Origin of the sequence: Haloarcula sp. CBA1127 (genome assembly GCF_001485575.1) — an archaeon.
Taxonomy (GTDB): Archaea; Halobacteriota; Halobacteria; order Halobacteriales; family Haloarculaceae; genus Haloarcula.
Window position 1 is genome coordinate 1,665,617 of sequence record NZ_BCNB01000006.1, and the last position, 17,163, is coordinate 1,682,779.

The 17,163-nt window shown below is 64.6% G+C and carries 17 protein-coding genes; 9 read left to right on the forward strand and 8 right to left on the reverse strand.

The genetic code is table 11. The features are described from left to right. Positions 1 to 2: 2 nt before the first annotated feature. On the reverse strand, positions 3 to 1,625 hold the full coding sequence (locus tag AV059_RS13100; RefSeq protein WP_058995036.1) for a uracil-xanthine permease family protein: 1,623 nt from the start codon (positions 1,623 to 1,625) through the stop codon (positions 3 to 5). Positions 1,626 to 1,746: 121 nt separating this feature from the next. Here AV059_RS13100 and AV059_RS13105 point away from each other — a divergent pair, with 121 nt between their 5' ends. Together AV059_RS13105 and AV059_RS13110 are read left to right on the forward strand one after the other, a co-directional pair. Then, the gene (locus AV059_RS13105; RefSeq protein WP_058995038.1) at positions 1,747 to 3,021 is read left to right on the forward strand and encodes a HEAT repeat domain-containing protein; all 1,275 of its coding nucleotides are present in this window, start codon (positions 1,747 to 1,749) and stop codon (positions 3,019 to 3,021) included. A 42-nt stretch (positions 3,022 to 3,063) separates the two neighbouring features. Next, a complete protein-coding gene (locus AV059_RS13110) occupies positions 3,064 to 4,689 on the forward strand; it encodes a phospholipase D-like domain-containing protein (protein WP_058995040.1) in 1,626 nt (541 codons plus the stop codon). Positions 4,690 to 4,730: 41 nt separating this feature from the next. Here AV059_RS13110 and AV059_RS13115 read toward each other — a convergent pair whose 3' ends face one another. Further along, on the reverse strand, positions 4,731 to 6,644 hold the full coding sequence (locus AV059_RS13115) for a DHH family phosphoesterase (RefSeq protein WP_058995042.1): 1,914 nt from the start codon (positions 6,642 to 6,644) through the stop codon (positions 4,731 to 4,733). Between the two features lie 94 nt (positions 6,645 to 6,738). Between AV059_RS13115 and AV059_RS13120 the strand changes: the two genes are divergently transcribed. The 4 genes from AV059_RS13120 (at position 6,739) to AV059_RS22430 (ending at position 8,741) form a co-directional block, all read left to right on the forward strand. Further along, a complete protein-coding gene (locus AV059_RS13120) occupies positions 6,739 to 7,236 on the forward strand; it encodes a Mov34/MPN/PAD-1 family protein (RefSeq protein ID WP_058995044.1) in 498 nt (165 codons plus the stop codon). Continuing rightward, complete coding sequence (locus AV059_RS13125; RefSeq protein WP_058995046.1) at positions 7,233 to 7,661, forward strand: adenylyltransferase/cytidyltransferase family protein; 429 nt, start codon at positions 7,233 to 7,235, stop codon at positions 7,659 to 7,661. The genes AV059_RS13120 and AV059_RS13125 overlap by 4 nt, the downstream gene beginning before the upstream one ends. Positions 7,662 to 7,753: 92 nt before the next feature. Next, positions 7,754 to 8,464 carry a hypothetical protein gene (locus AV059_RS13130; RefSeq protein ID WP_228841806.1) on the forward strand — a complete coding sequence of 237 codons (711 nt, stop codon included), beginning with the start codon at positions 7,754 to 7,756 and terminating at the stop codon, positions 8,462 to 8,464. 133 nt (positions 8,465 to 8,597) lie between these two features. Continuing rightward, positions 8,598 to 8,741 carry a hypothetical protein gene (locus tag AV059_RS22430; protein WP_195156657.1) on the forward strand — a complete coding sequence of 48 codons (144 nt, stop codon included), beginning with the start codon at positions 8,598 to 8,600 and terminating at the stop codon, positions 8,739 to 8,741. Between the two features lie 52 nt (positions 8,742 to 8,793). Here AV059_RS22430 and AV059_RS13135 read toward each other — a convergent pair whose 3' ends face one another. Continuing rightward, complete coding sequence (locus AV059_RS13135) at positions 8,794 to 9,954, reverse strand: pyridoxal phosphate-dependent aminotransferase (RefSeq protein WP_005538284.1); 1,161 nt, start codon at positions 9,952 to 9,954, stop codon at positions 8,794 to 8,796. Then, positions 9,951 to 10,364, reverse strand: a complete 414-nt coding sequence (gene ribH, locus AV059_RS13140; RefSeq protein ID WP_058995050.1) for a 6,7-dimethyl-8-ribityllumazine synthase — start codon at positions 10,362 to 10,364, stop codon at positions 9,951 to 9,953. Before ribH ends, AV059_RS13135 begins: the two co-directional genes overlap by 4 nt. Before the next feature lie 136 nt (positions 10,365 to 10,500). Between ribH and AV059_RS13145 the strand changes: the two genes are divergently transcribed. The 3 genes from AV059_RS13145 (at position 10,501) to AV059_RS13155 (ending at position 14,178) form a co-directional block, all read left to right on the forward strand. After that, positions 10,501 to 12,474, forward strand: coding sequence for a flippase activity-associated protein Agl23 (locus AV059_RS13145; RefSeq protein WP_058995052.1), 1,974 nt, complete (start codon positions 10,501 to 10,503; stop codon positions 12,472 to 12,474). A 25-nt stretch (positions 12,475 to 12,499) separates the two neighbouring features. After that, complete coding sequence (locus AV059_RS13150; protein ID WP_058995054.1) at positions 12,500 to 13,645, forward strand: 5-(carboxyamino)imidazole ribonucleotide synthase; 1,146 nt, start codon at positions 12,500 to 12,502, stop codon at positions 13,643 to 13,645. Between the two features lie 89 nt (positions 13,646 to 13,734). Continuing rightward, positions 13,735 to 14,178, forward strand: coding sequence for a plastocyanin/azurin family copper-binding protein (locus tag AV059_RS13155; protein WP_058995056.1), 444 nt, complete (start codon positions 13,735 to 13,737; stop codon positions 14,176 to 14,178). A gap of 195 nt (positions 14,179 to 14,373) precedes the next feature. Here AV059_RS13155 and AV059_RS13160 read toward each other — a convergent pair whose 3' ends face one another. The 4 genes from AV059_RS13160 to AV059_RS13175 are packed head-to-tail and all read right to left on the reverse strand — an operon-like array spanning position 14,374 to position 16,815. Beyond that, positions 14,374 to 15,015 (reverse strand): 30S ribosomal protein S3ae, encoded by a 642-nt coding sequence (locus AV059_RS13160; protein WP_004957064.1) that lies wholly within the window; start codon positions 15,013 to 15,015, stop codon positions 14,374 to 14,376. Next, positions 15,008 to 15,238: a KEOPS complex subunit Pcc1 gene (locus AV059_RS13165; protein WP_004518217.1), complete on the reverse strand. Its 231-nt coding sequence runs from the start codon at positions 15,236 to 15,238 to the stop codon at positions 15,008 to 15,010. The genes AV059_RS13160 and AV059_RS13165 overlap by 8 nt, the downstream gene beginning before the upstream one ends. Further along, complete coding sequence (locus tag AV059_RS13170; protein ID WP_058995058.1) at positions 15,235 to 16,344, reverse strand: hypothetical protein; 1,110 nt, start codon at positions 16,342 to 16,344, stop codon at positions 15,235 to 15,237. Before AV059_RS13170 ends, AV059_RS13165 begins: the two co-directional genes overlap by 4 nt. Continuing rightward, on the reverse strand, positions 16,345 to 16,815 hold the full coding sequence (locus AV059_RS13175; protein ID WP_058995060.1) for a 30S ribosomal protein S15: 471 nt from the start codon (positions 16,813 to 16,815) through the stop codon (positions 16,345 to 16,347). Positions 16,816 to 17,163 lie beyond the last annotated feature (348 nt).

Below are 17,163 nucleotides of genomic sequence, written 5' to 3' on the forward strand. Positions count from 1 at the left end.
GGTCAGTCGTCGCTCACCGCGGGCGGGCGGTCGCCGCCGCGGCCGCGGATACGGTCCATCGACGAGACGTACTCACTGTCGTCTTCGGTGAGCGCGGCCCAGGCCGCGAGACCGCGCTCCTCACGGGTTCCGGGCACCGTGTTGTCGAGGATGAAAGCGGCAATGCCGCCGACGACCATCCCGGTCCCGCCCATGACGAACAGCGTGGTTGCGACGACATCGGTCCCGAGGACGTTCCCCAGCACCGGCACAGCCGCGAGGCCCTGCTGGAGGGCTGTCGCCCCGCCGACACCCATCCCCTGTCCGATCTGGCTCATGTACTCGGGCACTGCGAGCCCGGCAAACATCGCGAAGCCGACGATGAACACGTTCCGGTTGGCATCAAGGTCGACGTACTTCAGCTGTGAGAGGCCCACGGCGGCGATCTGTCCGAACATGACTATGTAGAGGCCGCCGATGATCGGCGACGGGATGGTCGCGAACAACTGGCCCGCCGGCCCGAAGTACCCGACCAGAATCATCACCGCGGCACCGATTTGCACGACATAGCGGGAGGCGACACCGGTGATAGCGATTGCACCGACGTTCTCGGTGTAGGAGGTACAGCCATTGCCGGTGCCCATAATGCCGGCAAACACGTTGCCGACCCCCTCCATGCCGATACCATCGTTGATTCGGCTGCTGTTCGGCGCGCCGCGGCCGGCGATGCGGGCAACGGAGTGGTAGTCGCCGAAGCTCTCGACGACGGAGGCGAGCATCCCGGCGAACATCCCGACGACGAAGCCCGGCGTGAATTGCGGGAGCCCCCACTGGAACGGGTAGATTGGCTGGACCAGCGGTGCGCTCGTGACAGATCCGAGCGAGACGTAGCTGATCGAGCCGGCGGTGAAGACGCCGGTGACCGAGAGGATAGCCGCGACGGTCCACGCAAACAGAATACCCAAGAGTACGGGAAAGAGCTTGAACGCGCGGTGGCGTCGGTCGAGATACTGCGAACACGCGATAATCGAGAGCATTGTCAGCCCGAGCAGCCACCAGTTCTGGCCGGTCCCGGGGTCGCCGAAGTTCGGGTTCGCTATCTGTGGGACGTTGAACAGCGACAGTCCGATGAGCGCGATGACCGGCGCGATGACGACCGGACCGACGTACCGCTTCAGCTTCCCCATGAGGCCACTGTAGCCGATTACCATCTCGACGATGCCGGCGACGATGACAGCCCCCTGTAGTTCGACGAGCATGGTCTGCCAGTCCGCACCCTGCTGGGCCAGCACGCCGATGATGGCCAGCCCGGGCGCGAGCATGGAGAACGTCCCGCCTTGGACGATGGGATACCTGTTCCCGAGCGTCGTCTGGGCGAGCGTCGCGATGCCGGAGACGACGAAGAACGTCCCGATGAGACGGCCGACCTGGTCCGGCGCGGCCTCGAACATCCCCATCGCGCCTGCGAGCCCAAGCGGGATCGCGACGGACGCGCCGATCATCGTCAGGTAGTGCTGGACGCCGAGCAGTATCGCTTGCTTTCGCGGCGGCTTGTCGTCAATGCCGTACTCGACGAAGCCGGCGGTTTCCGGTTCCTCCGGTGTGGTTGCACTCTGGCCGTCATCAGGCGGTGTCGCGTCAGTCATGCTCGCTACCCATGGCACTGCAACTCCCGATACATATTCTTTGCTCGTTGGCCCAGCGCCGACGGGGCACAGCCGCCTCGAAAGGAAAACGCTCTTGGCCCGCTCCGACACAGTCTTCGACATGAGCAACGGGGACGACGATGCTGACGCGTCGGACGACGCCGAGGCAGCAGACGAGATCGACGTGACCGCCGAAGAACTGGAATCGCGTCTCACAGAGGCCGGCGACGCGTTAGAGGCCGCGGAGACGGAGGCCGACCTCGACGACGTTGAGTCGTCCCTCGACGACATCGAGAGCGATCTCGAAGCCGCCGACCTGCCCGAACCCGACGAGGACGATGACGAAGCCGAGGACCCCCGCGAGGAGCTAGAGTCCCAGCTTTCGGACCTTCGCGACGATCTCGAGGAACAGCGCGGCCCCTACGCTGAGGATGTCGTCGACATCGTTTCCGACGCCGCCGACACCGTCACTGACAGCGAGTGGACCGACGATGGAGAGGGCGAGGCGCAGGAGGCCGTCGAGACGCTCCTCGACGAAAGCGCCGAGTTCGTCGACCACGACGCCGACACGGGTGGCGATTTCGTCGCTGCCGGGGATGCGCTGAGTACAGTCGCCGACACCATCGAAGCGGCAAACCTCGACCCCGACGAGGACACGGAGACTATCGAAGGCCTCCTCGAAGCGGCCGAGACACTGGAAACGGGCCTTGAGGACGCCGAAGTCTGGGACGATCTCACGGTACAGGAGCAACTCGATGCCCGCGGGTTTTACGATATCCTGACCAACGAGAACCGGAAGGACTTCCCGCCGGAGTGGAACGCCGCGAAGCTCCACGCCGAGGAGGGGGACTTCGAGCAGGTTCTGTTCGCCTACGAAAAACTAGGGTCGGAGTTCTTCGACGGCTACATCGTTGACCTCCTGTACAACCTCGGGAGCGACGCCGAGCCGGCCTTCGACGCGATGCACCAGCGCGCGCAGAAACGCGACAAGGGACCGATCGAAGTGCTGGGAAAAATCGGCGACGAGCGCGCGACCGAAACGCTACACGACTACATCGATGGCGACGGCGACCCCGCACTCCAGAAAGTCACGCTGCGCGCCCTGGGCGCTATCGGCAGTGCGGAGTCGGTCCAGCCGGTCGCGAACCGACTCGACGCCGACAGCGAGGAAATCCGCTCGGTCGCCGCCCGCACTCTGGGCCTGCTCGGTGACACCCGAGCTATCGAGCCGCTCGGCGACATACTCGAGTCCGACGACAGCGACTCCGTGCGCGCCTCCGCCGCGTGGGCGCTCCGACAGATCGGGACCGAAACGGCGCTCGAGGAAGCCGCCCGCTACACGGACGACCGCGCGTACATCGTCCAGGCTGAAGCCGAAAAGGCCTCAAGCGCCTGAGTCAGGAAACCTTTTTATACGAACGGGTGGCCAGACGCCCCGATGCGGTCGCTCGCTCCACTCGTCTGTTGCGTGCTCGTCCTCGCCGCGATAGGTCCCCATATGGCAGTCGGACAGGCGTCTCAAGCCGGCACAACAGCCAACCGTCCTGTTGAGCCATCGATTCACGCGGTGTACCCGGACCCCATCGCTGGCGGCGACGAAGGTGAGTTCGTCGTCCTCAACGTTTCTGACGGGACTGACATCGGACAGTATGCTGTCACCGACGGCGATGGAACCGCGGGGATTCCGAACACCAGCGCACGCGGGCGCGTCGTTCTCTCGACGGCACCGAACCGGACACGGGAACTTACTGACTGGCCGGTCGTCGGTTTCGACGGTCATCTCGCACTGGCAAACGGCGGCGAACGAATCCGACTGCAGCGAGGCAACCGGACTGTTGACGCTGTCCGATACACGGATTCCACCGAGGGGGAAATCGGCGTCGTTAACGGGTCAATCGTCCGTTGGCGACCGCTGGGAGCGAGCGACCGCCCAGTCGTGAGGGCCGCCGGTGGTGAGGTGCAAGCGTTCACGCTTCCGGACTCGCCCGCCGCCCCGGTTCAACCGATTCGCAACGCTACCGAACGGGTGTACCTGGCGGGCTACACGCTCTCCTCGTCCAGAGTTGCCGACGCCCTCATCGCCGCTCAGCGCCGCGGCGCAACGGTCCGCGTCCTGCTTGAGGGCGAACCGGTCGGCAGTCGTACCGCCGCGGAGGCCCGCACTCTTGACCGACTGGCCGAGGCCGGCGTCTCCGTCCGAATGATGACAGGCCCACGTGCCAGATACCGCTATCACCACGCGAAGTACGCTGTCGCCGACAGGCGGGCCGTCGTTCTGACGGAGAACTGGAAGCCCGCGGGAACCGGTGGCAACAGCAGCCGCGGCTGGGGAGTGGTCACGGCACAGCCGCGGGTCGTCGACGGGCTAAACCAGACGTTCCAGTCTGATACCGGCTGGCAGGACAGCAAGCGGTGGGAGGAGTACCGTCAGGGCCGACAGTTCGAGCGCGCCGAGCCAGCGACCGGGACGTATCCGACCGAATTCCAGGCTGAATCGGTGGTCGTCCAGCGGACAGACCTCCTGGTTACCCCGGATAACGCCCAAGGTGAACTCGTCGCGACGATAGACGACGCGGACGACTCCATCGACGTCATCCAGCCGACGGTCGGGGACTGGGAGAGTCCACTTCTGCGGGCGCTTCGCCGGGCCGCGTCGCGCGGCGTTGAGGTCCGCCTACTGCTGAGTGACGCCTGGTACGTCCGCGAGGAGAACGAGCAGACAGCACAGCGCTTTCGAGAGTGGGCCGACCGCAACGACGCGCCGCTGACGGCGAAAGTGGCGGCCCCCGACGGTCGCTACGAGAAGATACACGCCAAGGGCGCAGTTATCGACGACAAACGGGCCGTCGTCGGCAGCCTCAACTGGAACGAACAGGCGGCGACTGCGAACCGAGAGGTCGTACTGGTGTTGCACGGCAGCGACGCGGCCGACTATTTCGGCGCGGTCTTTGACGCTGACTGGGGGGCCGGCGGGTTCGACACGCCGGTCGGTGTCATCGGGGCGCTGCTCGGACTCCTCGTGGTCGCCGGGCTCGCCGCTCGTCGGGTCTCGTTTGAAACGTAGAAAACTGTGCCGCGGTCAGCCTGCGCAACGGGGGCGACGGCCTACACTTCTTCCGGCAGCGCCGTTGAGCTTCCGAGCTCCTCGTCGATTTCGGCTTCGGCCATCTTCTCGACCAGCGCGTCAATGACCGACTCGCGGCGGCCCTTGACGAACTTGATGGAGCCGACGACGAGGTGGCCGCCGCCGGAGACGCCGCCGCCGTCGACCTCCTCGCTGAGTTCGGTGACCATTCGCGGGATGTCCAGACGGACACCATCCGAGCGCAGGACGGCGAAGTCCGGGCCGTAGCCGATGGTGATGACGGGGTCACCAGTCTCGGCGACCTTCCGGTCGTGGATTTCGCCGGTCGTTTTGCCCGGCGCAGGGTAGGTAAAGCGGTGGGCGTGGTTCTCCACGTCGATGGTGTAGAGATGTGCGCCGTTGTCGAGCCGGTCGTGGTCGACGTGGCTCATGGCGGCATCGAGCTGGTCCTCAACATCGCGTTCGGCGCGTTCGGAGAGGAATTCGACGACTTCGCCGTGGCGGTCTTGGTCGTCACAGTCGACGTTCAGCACGTCAGTGATCAGCTCTTCGCCGGAGTTGTAGCGCAGCCAGTGGGTCGCGTAGTCGAGGGCTTCGCCGATGTCGCGCAGATCGTTCTCATCGTAGCCCTTCTCGCTTGCGAGGCCGATGTAGTCCCGCATCGCCTCGGCCTCGGAGCGGTCAGACAGGCCCGCGACCGCGGGAACGTGCTGGAGGTCCTCGGTGAGGTCGGGGTCGATCATCCGGGCGAGTTCGACACACAGCATCCCCGTGGTGATGCGGTAGTCCTCGTCGTGGAGGTAGGGGTTGACGTGCTGCTCGATGAGCGGCTCAACGGCCTCGGGGTCCGGGTGGTGGTGGTCGACGACGACCACCGGGATGTCGTAGTGTCGGAGGTTTCGGTAGGCCGGCGTGTCCTCTTCGGTGGAGCCGTTGTCGAGCATCAGCAGCATCGGGAGCTTCTGCCCGTGACGGGTGCGGTCCTCCAGCGCGAAGTTGAGGTCCCGCGTTACGTCCTCCATCTCGTAGTAGGGGGCCTTACTCGGCAGGCGCTTGAGGAGGTGCTGGGGCGCGCTGGCGTCCTCATACTGGGAGGCGATGAACGATTCCAGTGCGACCTGGAGCGGGACGCTCGCACAGAGCCCGTCGCCGTCGGCGTGGTGGCGCATCCGGATCGGGCGGCCCGAAAGCACCGTCTTGCGGAGTTCCGTCGCGACTTCGCGGAGGTCGTCCCACAGTTTCTCGAACGCGGGCCACTCGATCAGCGGCTCGACGTCGGCCGGTTCGGCGGCCTCGGCCAGGGACGCGTCGAGGTCGCTCTCGATGTCGGCGGCTTCCTCGCCGTCAAGGACGGTCAGCGATTCGGCCTCGACCTGCAGGCCGTCATCGCGCTCCTCTGCGCGCCCGGAGACGCGAACGATGTCGTCAATTTCGACGTCGGGGTGCGCCCGGACACCGGCCTCTTCGAAGGCGGCACACGGGACGATACCGGTCTCGTCGCGGACCTGGAAAACAGTGGGGCCGCCGGTCTGTTTGATCTGGACGACCTGGCCCTCGATGATGACCGTCTCACCGGTCGCGTCGGCGAGGTCGTCGACGGTGGTCGCGTTACCGTGGGCAACGTGCTGTTCCTCGTAGTCGGCGACCTGCACTTCCTCGAAGCTCAGGTCGCCGTCGGGGCGGATCTCGCCGAGTTCGACGATAAGGTCGTCGCCCACGTCGTACTGGCCCAAGAGATTAGAGTCGTGGACGAGCCCGGAAACAGCGTCGGAAAGGTCGACGAATACGCCGTATTCGACGGTGCCGTTGACAGTTGCGTGGTACAGTGCGCCTTCTTCGAGATCATCGGACGTACATTGGTCCGCGAGATCGTAGACGATGGTCCCGCCGTCGGGGACCGTCGCACCGTCACCGGTGCCAGTTGGCGAAGACATTTGTCAATCCTTCGGTGCTCCCCCGTTTGTACTCTTCGGAATCCGCGGAGGGACGAACACAACGCGTAAAAAGCGTCCGACCCGACCCAGTGGTATGGGGTTGTTCCGAACGAGCGGGATACTCGGGATCGCGGAGTCCGCACTCGAGTTCGCGCTCGCAGCCTCCGAGGAGGCCCACCCGAACGAGTACATGGGCTTTCTCCGGGGCGATGACGCCAGCAAGCTTGGGCTCGACGATGACGGTACTGTTCTGACCGACGTTCTGGTCATTCCGGGGACGGAGTCGAACCCGGTCAGTGCGACCGTCAAGACGAGCATGGTGCCAAATGACATGCGAGCGGCGGGGTCGATTCACTCGCACCCGAACGGCGTCCTCAAACCCAGCGACGCCGACCTCGCCACGTTCGGTCGCGGCGACGTCCACATTATCGTCGGCTACCCGTACGGCCGCGACGACTGGCAAGCCTTCGACAGCGACGGCTCCGAGGTCGACCTCCCTGTCCTCGATGTGGAGCCGCCGGAGGAGTCCTTCTTCGATTTCGACCAGGCCGATATCGACGCGGAGCTCCGCGAGGAGGAGTTCGATCAGTGACCCGCGTCGTCGCACAGGGCACGTTCGACATCCTGCATCCGGGCCACGTCCACTACCTGCAGGACGCCGCCGACATGGGCGACGAACTGCACGTCATCGTCGCCCGCTCGGTCAACGTCACCCACAAGGAGCCGCCGGTCGTCCCGGACGAGCAACGCCGGGAGATGGTCAGCGCACTCAAACCGGTCGACGAGGCGCACCTGGGCCATCCGGAGGACATTTTCGTCCCCATCGAGCGCATCGAACCGGACATCATCGCGCTTGGCTACGACCAGCATCACGACGACGAGCAACTCGAAGCGGCGCTGTCCGCCCGCGGCCTCGACTGTGACATCCGCCGGGCCAGCCCGCTAGAAGCCGAAGCGGCTGACCGACTCCTATCGACTGGTCGTATTATCGACCGGATTGTCGACGAGCGTAGCTAACTCGGTTCCGAAGTCCCTACTCTTATCAATACATTAGCAAAATTATTTTACACCCATGAGTGGCTAATGTAATCACCAGTTGGGACGATACAATGGGGATGGTCACAGTCAACGACGTCGATTCACGGTCGTACCGCGCTGTAGAGATATTGCTGCTCTTGCCGACCCTTCTGTTTGGGTTTCTCGGACTCGGGTTGATCGTTGTCGGGATAGGGGGAGAGAGTGTGGGTAACGGGCCGCTCGGGATGGCCGGCATCTTCGGGACGTTCGGCGTCTGGTATCTCGGCGGCATTGCCGTGGCGCTGATATCGTGGCTCGTAACGCCGGTCTTCCTCTACTTTGATACAAAGAAGGTACAGGATGCAGACGTGGACTGGGACCCGAATCCAGTCCTGTATGTGGTCGCAGGCTTCTTCCTTGGCTACCTGATGAAACTTCACCACCTGTATAAACGCCATCAGTATGTCGTCGACTGGGTAGACCGGGACTGGTGGTGGACGGTTGTCGCTATCGGCACCGTGCTGCCGCCCGTTTGCCTCGCTCTTGGGGGCGCACTTGTTTCGAGCGGAAGCGTCGGTATCGGACTTGTTTCGATTGGCGTCGGTATCCTCACCACGGTACCGTTCTCAGTCGCCATCTACCGCGATGCGACTTACGTTCGCCTTCAGTCCGGGACGTGGCAGCCCAATCCGGGGAACTACGTCAATCTCGGTGTCTTTTTCCTGATTCCCGGGCCGATAGTGTACCCCATGATCGGCTGCTACTACCTGTTTCGTCGCCACCGGGCTATCGGGACACTGTAATCGGTGCCGTAGCCGTCCCTGTTCCGGTCCGAGGTACGAACGTGGTGCGCACACGGATCGGGTACGTGCTGTGAATTGAGCTTGGTTTCAGTCGATCCGTAATCTTCGTCGCACAACAGTAACAGCCGCTTCCGTGACGACACGCTCACCGGAACTGTCGATTCCAGCTGCAACCGCCAGCGCGGACTCGTCGGGCGATGCGCCGTCCGGAACGGCCGCAGTCAGATTGCCGGTAACCGAATCAGCGACAGGGTTCCAGACTGGCTCGGGCGGGTAGGACTCTCGAACGGTGGTCGGGCAAAACAGTTCGCAAAAGGACAGTTCGCGCGTTAGATCAGGTCGGCCTCGGCGAGGCGGTCGACGGCTTCCTGCAGGCGCTCCTTGCTGTTGGCGTAGGAGATGCGGGCATAGCCGGGCGTCCCGAACGCGGTTCCGGGGACGGTGGCGACCTGTGCCTCGGAGATAGCCTGGTCACACCATTCGGTATCATCACCGTCCGGCGCGATTTCGGGCATCATGTAGAACGCGCCCTGTGGCTCGGGGACGTGGACGCCGTGGTCCTCAAACAGGCCCATGAGGAATTCGCGGCGCTCGGCGAAGGCCTGGCGCATCTCCTCGACGGCGTCGTCGGTGTTCGTGATGGCCTCGACACCGGCGTGCTGGACGAAGTTCACGGCACACGAGACCGAGTGGGAGTGGACCTTGCCGGCCTGTGAGACGAGTTCTTCCGGAGCCGCGAAGTACCCCAGCCGCCAGCCGGTCATCGAGTAGGCCTTCGAGAAGCCGTTCAGCGTGATGGTTCGGTCTTCCATGCCTTCGAGTGTGCCAAGCGAAACGGCTTCGACGCCGTCGTAGGTAATCTCCTTGTAAATCTCGTCGGAGATAACCGTGATGTCGTGCTCGACAGCGAGGTCACGGACGCCTTCCATCGCCTCGCGGGAGTACACCGCGCCGTGAGGGTTGCCCGGCGAGTTGACGACCAGCAGTTCCGTCTCGTCTGAGACAGCATCGGCGAGGTCGTCGAGCGCGCCTTCAAGCTGGAAGTCGTGGGCGGCGGTGTCGACACGGGTCAGCGTCCCGCCGGCGAGTTTCGCCATCGCCTCGTAGGACACCCATGCCGGGTCGAGCAGGGCAACCTCGTCGCCGTCGTCGATGATGGTCTGGAAGATCTCGTACAGCGCCTGCTTACCGCCCGGCGTGACGATGAGGTTGTCCGGACCGTACTGGGTGAGCCCGTCGTCGTGGAGCTTGTCGGCGATTGCCTCCTTCAGTTCGGGAATGCCGTTGGAGGACGTGTAGCCAGTGTGGCCGGCGTCGAGTGCGTCCTTGGCGGCGTCTTTGATGTTTTCCGGCGTGTCGAAGTCTGGTTCGCCGACGCTGAGGTCGACAACGTCCTTCCCCTCGGCTTCGAGTTCTGCGGCCTTGTTGCTGATCGCGAGGGTCGCGCTCGGTTCTACACGTTCGACGCGGGATGCGAAGTCCATAGTCATTGTTCGAGTTCAGTGGCGAGTTCGATTGCGCTCCGGACGGCTGAGGCCCCCTTGTCGGTTCGGGCCTCGGCCTCGTCTTGGCTCATGCCCGGGCCGATAATGCCCAGTGTGACGGGGGTATCGCGGTCGAGGGACACGTCGGTCAGCCCCTGCGCAGCGGCGTTGCCGATGATCTGATCATGGTCGGTGTCGCCGCTGATGATCGCACCGAGGACGGCCACGGCGTCGATATCCGACCGGCGCGCCAGCCGGTCGGCGGCCAGCGGCGTGTCGTAGGCTCCCGGGACATCGACTGACGCAGCAATCTCAACGTCATTGTCGGCAGCGGCCTCGTAAGCCCCGTGCTCCATCTCCTCGATAACGGCCCCGTGTTTGTCATACTGGGCGACAACCAGCCCAAGCTGCACCATACCTGACACCCGGGCAGGGGCGACTAAAGAACTACCGTTCCGTCTCGCTCTCCGCAGCGTCCTCCACAGTCTGTCAGTCCGACAACATCTGTTGGAAACCAGAAGGATTCTAATGCCCCATGTGCTTGAGCCAGGTATGGCTGAGTCGTCTCTGCTGTCTACCCTCCACGATCTTCGGGACCGGAGCCGGTCCTGGTTCGCGGACGACCCCCGCGCCACCGTGAAGCTCGTCGTTGCCGTGACGCTTCTCGGACTCATCCTCAGAGTCGTAGCGCTTGGAAGCCGCGTCGCCCACTTCGACGAGGGCCGCGTGGCCTACTGGGCGCTGCACCTCCGCGATTCTGGGTCGTTCGCGTACCGCTACATCATTCACGGCCCGTTCATCCAGCACATCGACGCCTGGCTGTTCACCGTCGCCGCGCCGACCGATTTCACGATGCGGCTCCCGGTCGCGATTGTCGGCGGCCTGCTCCCGCTAACGGCGTTGCTCTTTCGCGAACACCTCCGGTCCGACGAGACAGTCCTCATGGCCGCCTTTCTCGCACTCAATCCGGTCCTGCTGTACTTCTCGCGGTTTATGCGCAGCGACGTATTGGTCGCAGCGTTCATGTTCACCGCCTTCGGCCTGCTCGTCCGGTTTGTCGACACCCGGAAGGCACGCTATCTCTACGGCGTCGCCGCGTTCATGGCGCTCGGGTTCGCCTCAAAGGAGAACGCCATCGTCTACGTACTGACGTGGCTCGGAGCGACCGGCCTTCTGCTGGCAAAGGTGCTCGTCCTTCCGAACGGCTACCGCGACGCGTTTGGCTTCCTCCGAACCATCCCGGGCATCGGTGCAATCTGGGGCCGAATCGCTGGTCGCGTCCGGGCGGACGTAGGGCTCGTTGTCAACATCGTTCGCTCGTTCCGCGACCGCCATGACAGCGCTGCCTCCGTCCTCGCAGCGTACGCGAGCCACATTGTGCTCGCCGCGCTGGTGTTTGGTTTCGTCTCACTGTTCTTTTATGCCCCGCGGGGGGCCGGCGTCGCGGGCATCGAACACCCGCCCGCGCCAGCTGCGAGTGGCGACGTGAACTTCTGGTCCGGCGTGACGAACCCATCGCTGTTCCCGGAGCTCGTCCAGACCACCTGGGAACGCGTCGTCGACCAGTACAGCGAGTGGTTCTCGCCGGCCTCGGAGAAAGCCACGACGACAGAAACCGGTCTCGTCGACTCTATCGAGACGTTCTACGAGAGCGTCGACGGCCACTACGAGGTGCTGCTGAAAGCGCTGGGCTACACCGCGGCCCCGCTGCTTCTGTTCTCGGTGTTTGGGTACGCGCTGGACCGACTCGGCACTGTCGAGCCGCGCCACCTCATCCCGTTTGCGGCCTACGGCGGCTACGTCTCGATTCTGGGTTACCCCATCGGGACCGATATCGGTGCGCCGTGGCTCGCCGTCCACGTCGTCGTCCCGCTGTCGATTCCGGCCGCCGTGGGGCTCGCTGCTGTGATCCGGTGGGGGAACGAATCGCTGTCGACTGACGACGTGACCGGCGCTGCCATCGCCGCCGCCATCGTTCTGCTCGTTACTGCACTCGTCGTCAACACGACCGCAACGCGGGTGTACACCAACGAGCATCTGGAGGGGAACCCGCTGGTCCAGTACGCCCAGCCACAGGAGTCGCTCCGTGCAGATCTGGCGGAGATGGACCGAATCGCGACGGCCAACGGCAACGGCACCGATGTCGTCATGTATCACGGAGAGCGCGGCGACGCCTACGACGCTGACGACGCGTACGTCAAAGAAGACCGCGGTCAGTGGAACGACTCGTGGTGGAACACCAGACCGACCTGCCTACAGTGGCACAATTCGCTGCCGCTGCCGTGGTACTACGCGGCCGAGGACGTGAACGTCTCCTGTGAGAACCGGTCCGACAGGCTCGCCGAGCAGGCGCAGGCGGACCAGCCACCGATAGTCATTACACAGCAGATCGACAGCACCGTCCCCACCGAACAGCTCGAAGCCGCCGGGTACGAGCCCAGAACCCACCGAATGCGAACGAAGTACAGCTCGAACGACATGACAGTGTGGGTCCACGAGTCCCACGGCCGAGAACCGAACCGTTAACCCTGCTGCTGTGAAAGCGCGCGGTATGACGCTCACGTCACCAGGGCCGACCGTCGGCGTGGTCGGCGGTGGCCAACTCGGCCGGATGCTTGGCGAGGCGGCTGCGCCGCTCGGCCTCGAACTGCTCGTGACAGACCCGACGCCGGACTGCCCGGCAACGCCGGTCGTCCGCGACCAGATCGTCGGGGACTTCGACGAAGAAGCGACCCTGCGGGAACTCGCCGAACGCGCCGACTACCTCACCTTCGAGATCGAACTGGCCGATCCGGATGTTCTCGAACGGGTCGCCGAGGAGACGGGGACACCGGTACATCCCGCTCCCGAAACGCTCCGAACTATTCAGGACAAGCTCGTCCAGAAGCGCCGGCTCTCGGATGCTGGGGTTCCCGTCCCCGAGTTCCGCGCCGTCGACACCGCTGACGACCTCCGGGAAGCCTGCGAGGAACTGGGCTACCCCGCGATGCTCAAGGCCCGGACCGGCGGCTACGACGGCCGCGGGAACATCCGCGTCGAGGGGTCGGACGATGTCGAGGACGCTGTCGACGAGATTGCCGGCCCAGCGATGGTTGAGGAAATGGTCGACTTCGAGCGGGAACTGGCCGTTATGGGTTGTCGCGGCGCGGACGAGCGGGACACGTTCCCGGTCACCGAGACGATTCACCGCGAGGAGATTCTGCGGGAATCCGTCGCGCCGGCCAGAGCGTCACGAGCCGTCCGCGAACGCGCCCGAGATGTCGCTCACGACGTGCTTGACGTGATGGACGGCCGCGGCATGTTCGGTATCGAACTCTTCGAGACGACCGACGGGGAGATCCTGCTCAACGAGATTGCGCCGCGCCCGCACAACTCCGGCCACTGGACTATTGAAGGGTGCCATACCTCGCAGTTCGAGCAACACCTCCGCGCTGTCACTGGCAAGCCGCTGGGGTCGACCGACCAGCGGTTCCCCACCGTGTCGACCAACATCCTTGGAGACGTGACCGAGCGCCAGCCGGCGGAGCTACGGGGCGAGGACAGTGTGCTTGGGACGCCGCGGGCACACCTGCACTGGTACGGTAAGCGCGAAGTGTACGGCCTCCGGAAGATGGGGCACGTGACGCTGACCGACGACGACCGCGACGGCCTACTCGCCGACGCCCGCGAACTCCGTGACGGGCTGACCTTCGAGTGAGCGACACGGACTGCGTCGTGAGTGGGATCTAGAGACTGACCACGGTCCGGAACCGAGCGGTCTTTTGCTCTGCAGTCCCGAGTCAGCCTATGGACCGACGGCAGTTTCTCCGTGCGGCCGGCCCGGCGGCAGTCGCAGGCCTCGCCGGTTGTCTCGGCGGTGGGAGCGCTGACACCGACTACGACGTGGGGATGTCGGCGGCGGCGTTTCGCCCGGTACAGATTACTGTCGAACCGGGGACAACCGTGCGGTGGCTCAACACGAGCAAGCAGGGCCACTCGGTCACAGCCTACGAGGACGATATCCCCGACGACGCCGACTACTTCGCCTCCGGTGGCTTCGACACCGAGCAGGCAGCCCGCGACAACTGGGGGAACTCCTCTGGCGGGACGATGTTCGAGGGTGACGATTTCACCCACACTTTCGAGACACTCGGCGAGTATGCCTACTTCTGCATCCCACACGAACGAGCCGGGATGGTCGGGACTGTCGTCGTAACCGAAAACCCCGAAACGGCGACAAGCGGCGAGTAGCCACGTCATCACTTTTTTCGCAGCATCCTCGTCCGCGCTGAGCGAGCCGTTCACACGCCGCTGTGCGTTCTCGGTCGCTAGCTTAGGCCGTCGTGTGACAGTATCCGTCATAGCAGAGACTCACGTCTGCCGCGTCGCTGTTAGATGGTGGTCTCTCACTGCGGCGGAAAAATCGAACGTCGGTGCTGGAACGTGTTAGGCTTCGACGTCGACGTCTTCTTCGTCCACGTCGACTGCCGTCTCCTCTTCGGCGGCGACTTCTTCGGGCCGCGCTTCGAGCGTGGTCTTCTTGATCTCGACGCGTCGGAGCGGGTAGATGTCCTTGGCCTCGCCGTAGATGGCCGAGGAGAGGCGCCCTTCGACGACGCTGTCGATGAGCTGTTCGAAGGTGTGGTCTTCGGCCGTCTCGCGAACGAGGTCGATCATCGTTCGGCGGATGGCCTTCTCCTGAGAGGCATCGGCCTTCTTGGTCGTCACGGCGACCGGCTGAATCTGAACGCGGTAATCGTCCGTGGTCAGCACGGTGATGTAGGCCTCGACCTTCGAGGAGCCCCGGCGGACGAGCGAGCGGAGGTAGTCCCGCGTGAGTTCGTGGCGGATGAACTCCGTGTACGCTGAGTCCGAGGCGACCTCGTTGATCTTGAAGGTCAGCTTCGTGTTGTTCTCGCTGGCGTCGTTGGTCAGTTCGCCGAGCGTTGTTTCGATGGTGCGTCCGAGCACCTTGTCCGGTTCCTCTGCCGGTGTCTTACCGAGAACCTCCCGGTCGAACTGCTCGGGAGCCTGCACGGTGTACCACCGTTTCTGTTCTGTGCGCTTTGAAACGCTTCGTTCACTCATGGTTGGATTGTGTGTGTTGGTCTGCGAGCTGTGCTGCAACCCGGATGTTGACGACGTAGTCGTCGACGGTCGCCTGCAGGCCGCCGGTCGAATCGCGCTCGACAGTCGTGACCACGGCATCACCCTCGACACGCGTGGTCATCTCGTCGGTGTTGTCCGGCCGCACCGCGCGTGCGACGCGTTCGGGCGAGTCGTGTGTCGTGCGAATCTCGGCCCGTCTCATACTGCCTCCCGGAACGCTTCGATGAAGTCGGCCGTCGACACGTCGAACCGGACGCGTGCCCGGTCGCCCGTTCCAACGGCGTCGCCGCCAACCGTCTTGGCGGCTGCGTGCATCGTTTCGGCCACGTCCCGGCCGTCCGTAGCGCGGGCCGCGGCCTGATCGTCGGTGACGACGAGCGTCACCGGTTCCGGCGCGCGGTAGTCCGCGAAGAGGCGGGCGACGGTGCCGGTCGGCATCGCGTCGCCGCGAGCGACGAACAGGCCGTCGTACCGGCCGGTGGTCGCCTTGGACACTGCTTCGTGGGCGCGCGTGGCGTGAGTTTGCCAGGCGGCCAGGGCGTCATCGCGGACGGCCTCGTGGCCGAGCGCGAGTGCGACGGCGGTGCCCGGCTGTTCGCGAGCGACGGCGTCGAGTACGTCGGCGTAGCCGCCGACTGTCTCGAAGGGGCCGCCTGTTGTCGGACGAAGCGCGCACTGGACCGCGTCAGCGGCCCGTGGCGGCGCGTCCGCAGTGACAGTCAGCGCGACCAGCGACGCGAGGCGTCGGTGGTCGTCGGCCGACGGAGGTCCGTCGAGCGAGATGTCGAGCTCCGCTAGCGTGGCCCGCGCTGCATCGGCGTTGCCCGAGAAGGGCGCGACGAACAGCGTCGAGTGGGCCAGCCCGTCCGCGAGGTCTGCTGTCGGTACAGCGACACCGGGCCGCTGGTCAAGCCCCGCCTGCTCGGCGGCTTCGGCGACAGTCCCGTCAACGTCCCCGGCAGCAATCGTGCCGGCCAGGGCGAGCGCGGGGTCGGCCGTACCGAGTTCGCGTGCGGTCTCGAAGGCAGTCGCGGCGGCGCGGTCGGTCAACGTTACGTCGGCGGTCGGCTGCGTGCGACCGATTGCGATGGTGATGTCGGTCTCCGTGGTCCGGTCAGGGTCCTCGAACGGGCGGACGACGCTCGCCTGGAACGGCGTGTCGTCTAGTGCCCGCGCCAGCAGGCCAGTCGCAGCCAGTGCCTCGCCGGTCGCGTCGCTGACGAGGCGCACAAAGGTGGCCTCCCGTAGCGACCCGGCAAGGTCATCAGGGGACGTGGCTGGCGTCGATTCCCGACCGGTCGCCGACATTTATTCGAGACCCAGCGCTTCGACGGCGTTGTCGTAGCTGTAGGTGAAGTCCTCGTCGACCTCGTCACCGCGGTAGTAGTCGATGAGGCGCCGGATCTTCGACTGCGTGTTCTGGAGCGCACGCTTGTTCTGGTAGTCACCGGGGTTCTCGTCCATGTGGTCGCGAAGGCGGACGGCCCGCTCGAGCAGGTTTCGAAGGTCTTCCGGCAGGTCCGGCTCGGCTTCGTTCTCCTCGAGAATCTCGGTGACTTTCTTGCCGGTCGCGAGCGAGACGTCAGGGATCGGCGTCCCCTGAACGCCCTCGTCGCGCATCTTCAGGCCGATCTCGCTGGGCGAGTGGCCCTGTTCGGCCAGTTCGACGACGCGCTCTTCGATGGCGTCCTCGTCGACGTCACTCCACTCCGGGGGTTCGTCTGCCGCCGGTTTGTCCGAGTCGGACGAACCGCGACGGCGTGTATGCATTCGTGCCATTGTAATCTGGTTGGAACCGCACGAACCGCTCTCGTTACGAGGCGTATTGGCACTGGATAGTGCCGAACACGGCCGCAATCCCGAGCTGTGAAAATTCACAGCGAGTCAGATTTGCGGTCGTGCTGTTCCCATCTCCCTGTCTGAGAGGGCGCGACTAAACCGTTCCGCTTCACGCCCAGTCTCTGACCAGTGATACCGTCAACGAATTCGCACCGCAAGGAGACTCCTTCACGGTATTACAATTGATAACTTGCCCGTCTTGTTTAAATCAGTTGCTGGGGTACATATGCCTAGTATGGGTAGCGCTGGCTGGAGCCTCGGAAACCGTGGGCAAAGTGCTCCGCTCGG

Coding starts and splice junctions, on each gene's coding strand:
- AV059_RS13100 (WP_058995036.1), bottom strand. CDS start 1,625: ATGACTGACGCGACACCGCCTGATGACGGCCAGAGTGCAACCACACCG.
- AV059_RS13105 (WP_058995038.1), top strand. CDS start 1,747: ATGAGCAACGGGGACGACGATGCTGACGCGTCGGACGACGCCGAGGCA.
- AV059_RS13110 (WP_058995040.1), top strand. CDS start 3,064: ATGCGGTCGCTCGCTCCACTCGTCTGTTGCGTGCTCGTCCTCGCCGCG.
- AV059_RS13115 (WP_058995042.1), bottom strand. CDS start 6,644: ATGTCTTCGCCAACTGGCACCGGTGACGGTGCGACGGTCCCCGACGGC.
- AV059_RS13120 (WP_058995044.1), top strand. CDS start 6,739: ATGGGGTTGTTCCGAACGAGCGGGATACTCGGGATCGCGGAGTCCGCA.
- AV059_RS13130 (WP_228841806.1), top strand. CDS start 7,754: ATGGGGATGGTCACAGTCAACGACGTCGATTCACGGTCGTACCGCGCT.
- AV059_RS13135 (WP_005538284.1), bottom strand. CDS start 9,954: ATGACTATGGACTTCGCATCCCGCGTCGAACGTGTAGAACCGAGCGCG.
- ribH (WP_058995050.1), bottom strand. CDS start 10,364: ATGGTGCAGCTTGGGCTGGTTGTCGCCCAGTATGACAAACACGGGGCC.
- AV059_RS13145 (WP_058995052.1), top strand. CDS start 10,501: ATGGCTGAGTCGTCTCTGCTGTCTACCCTCCACGATCTTCGGGACCGG.
- AV059_RS13150 (WP_058995054.1), top strand. CDS start 12,500: ATGACGCTCACGTCACCAGGGCCGACCGTCGGCGTGGTCGGCGGTGGC.
- AV059_RS13155 (WP_058995056.1), top strand. CDS start 13,735: ATGGACCGACGGCAGTTTCTCCGTGCGGCCGGCCCGGCGGCAGTCGCA.
- AV059_RS13160 (WP_004957064.1), bottom strand. CDS start 15,015: ATGAGTGAACGAAGCGTTTCAAAGCGCACAGAACAGAAACGGTGGTAC.
- AV059_RS13165 (WP_004518217.1), bottom strand. CDS start 15,238: ATGAGACGGGCCGAGATTCGCACGACACACGACTCGCCCGAACGCGTC.
- AV059_RS13170 (WP_058995058.1), bottom strand. CDS start 16,344: ATGTCGGCGACCGGTCGGGAATCGACGCCAGCCACGTCCCCTGATGAC.
- AV059_RS13175 (WP_058995060.1), bottom strand. CDS start 16,815: ATGGCACGAATGCATACACGCCGTCGCGGTTCGTCCGACTCGGACAAA.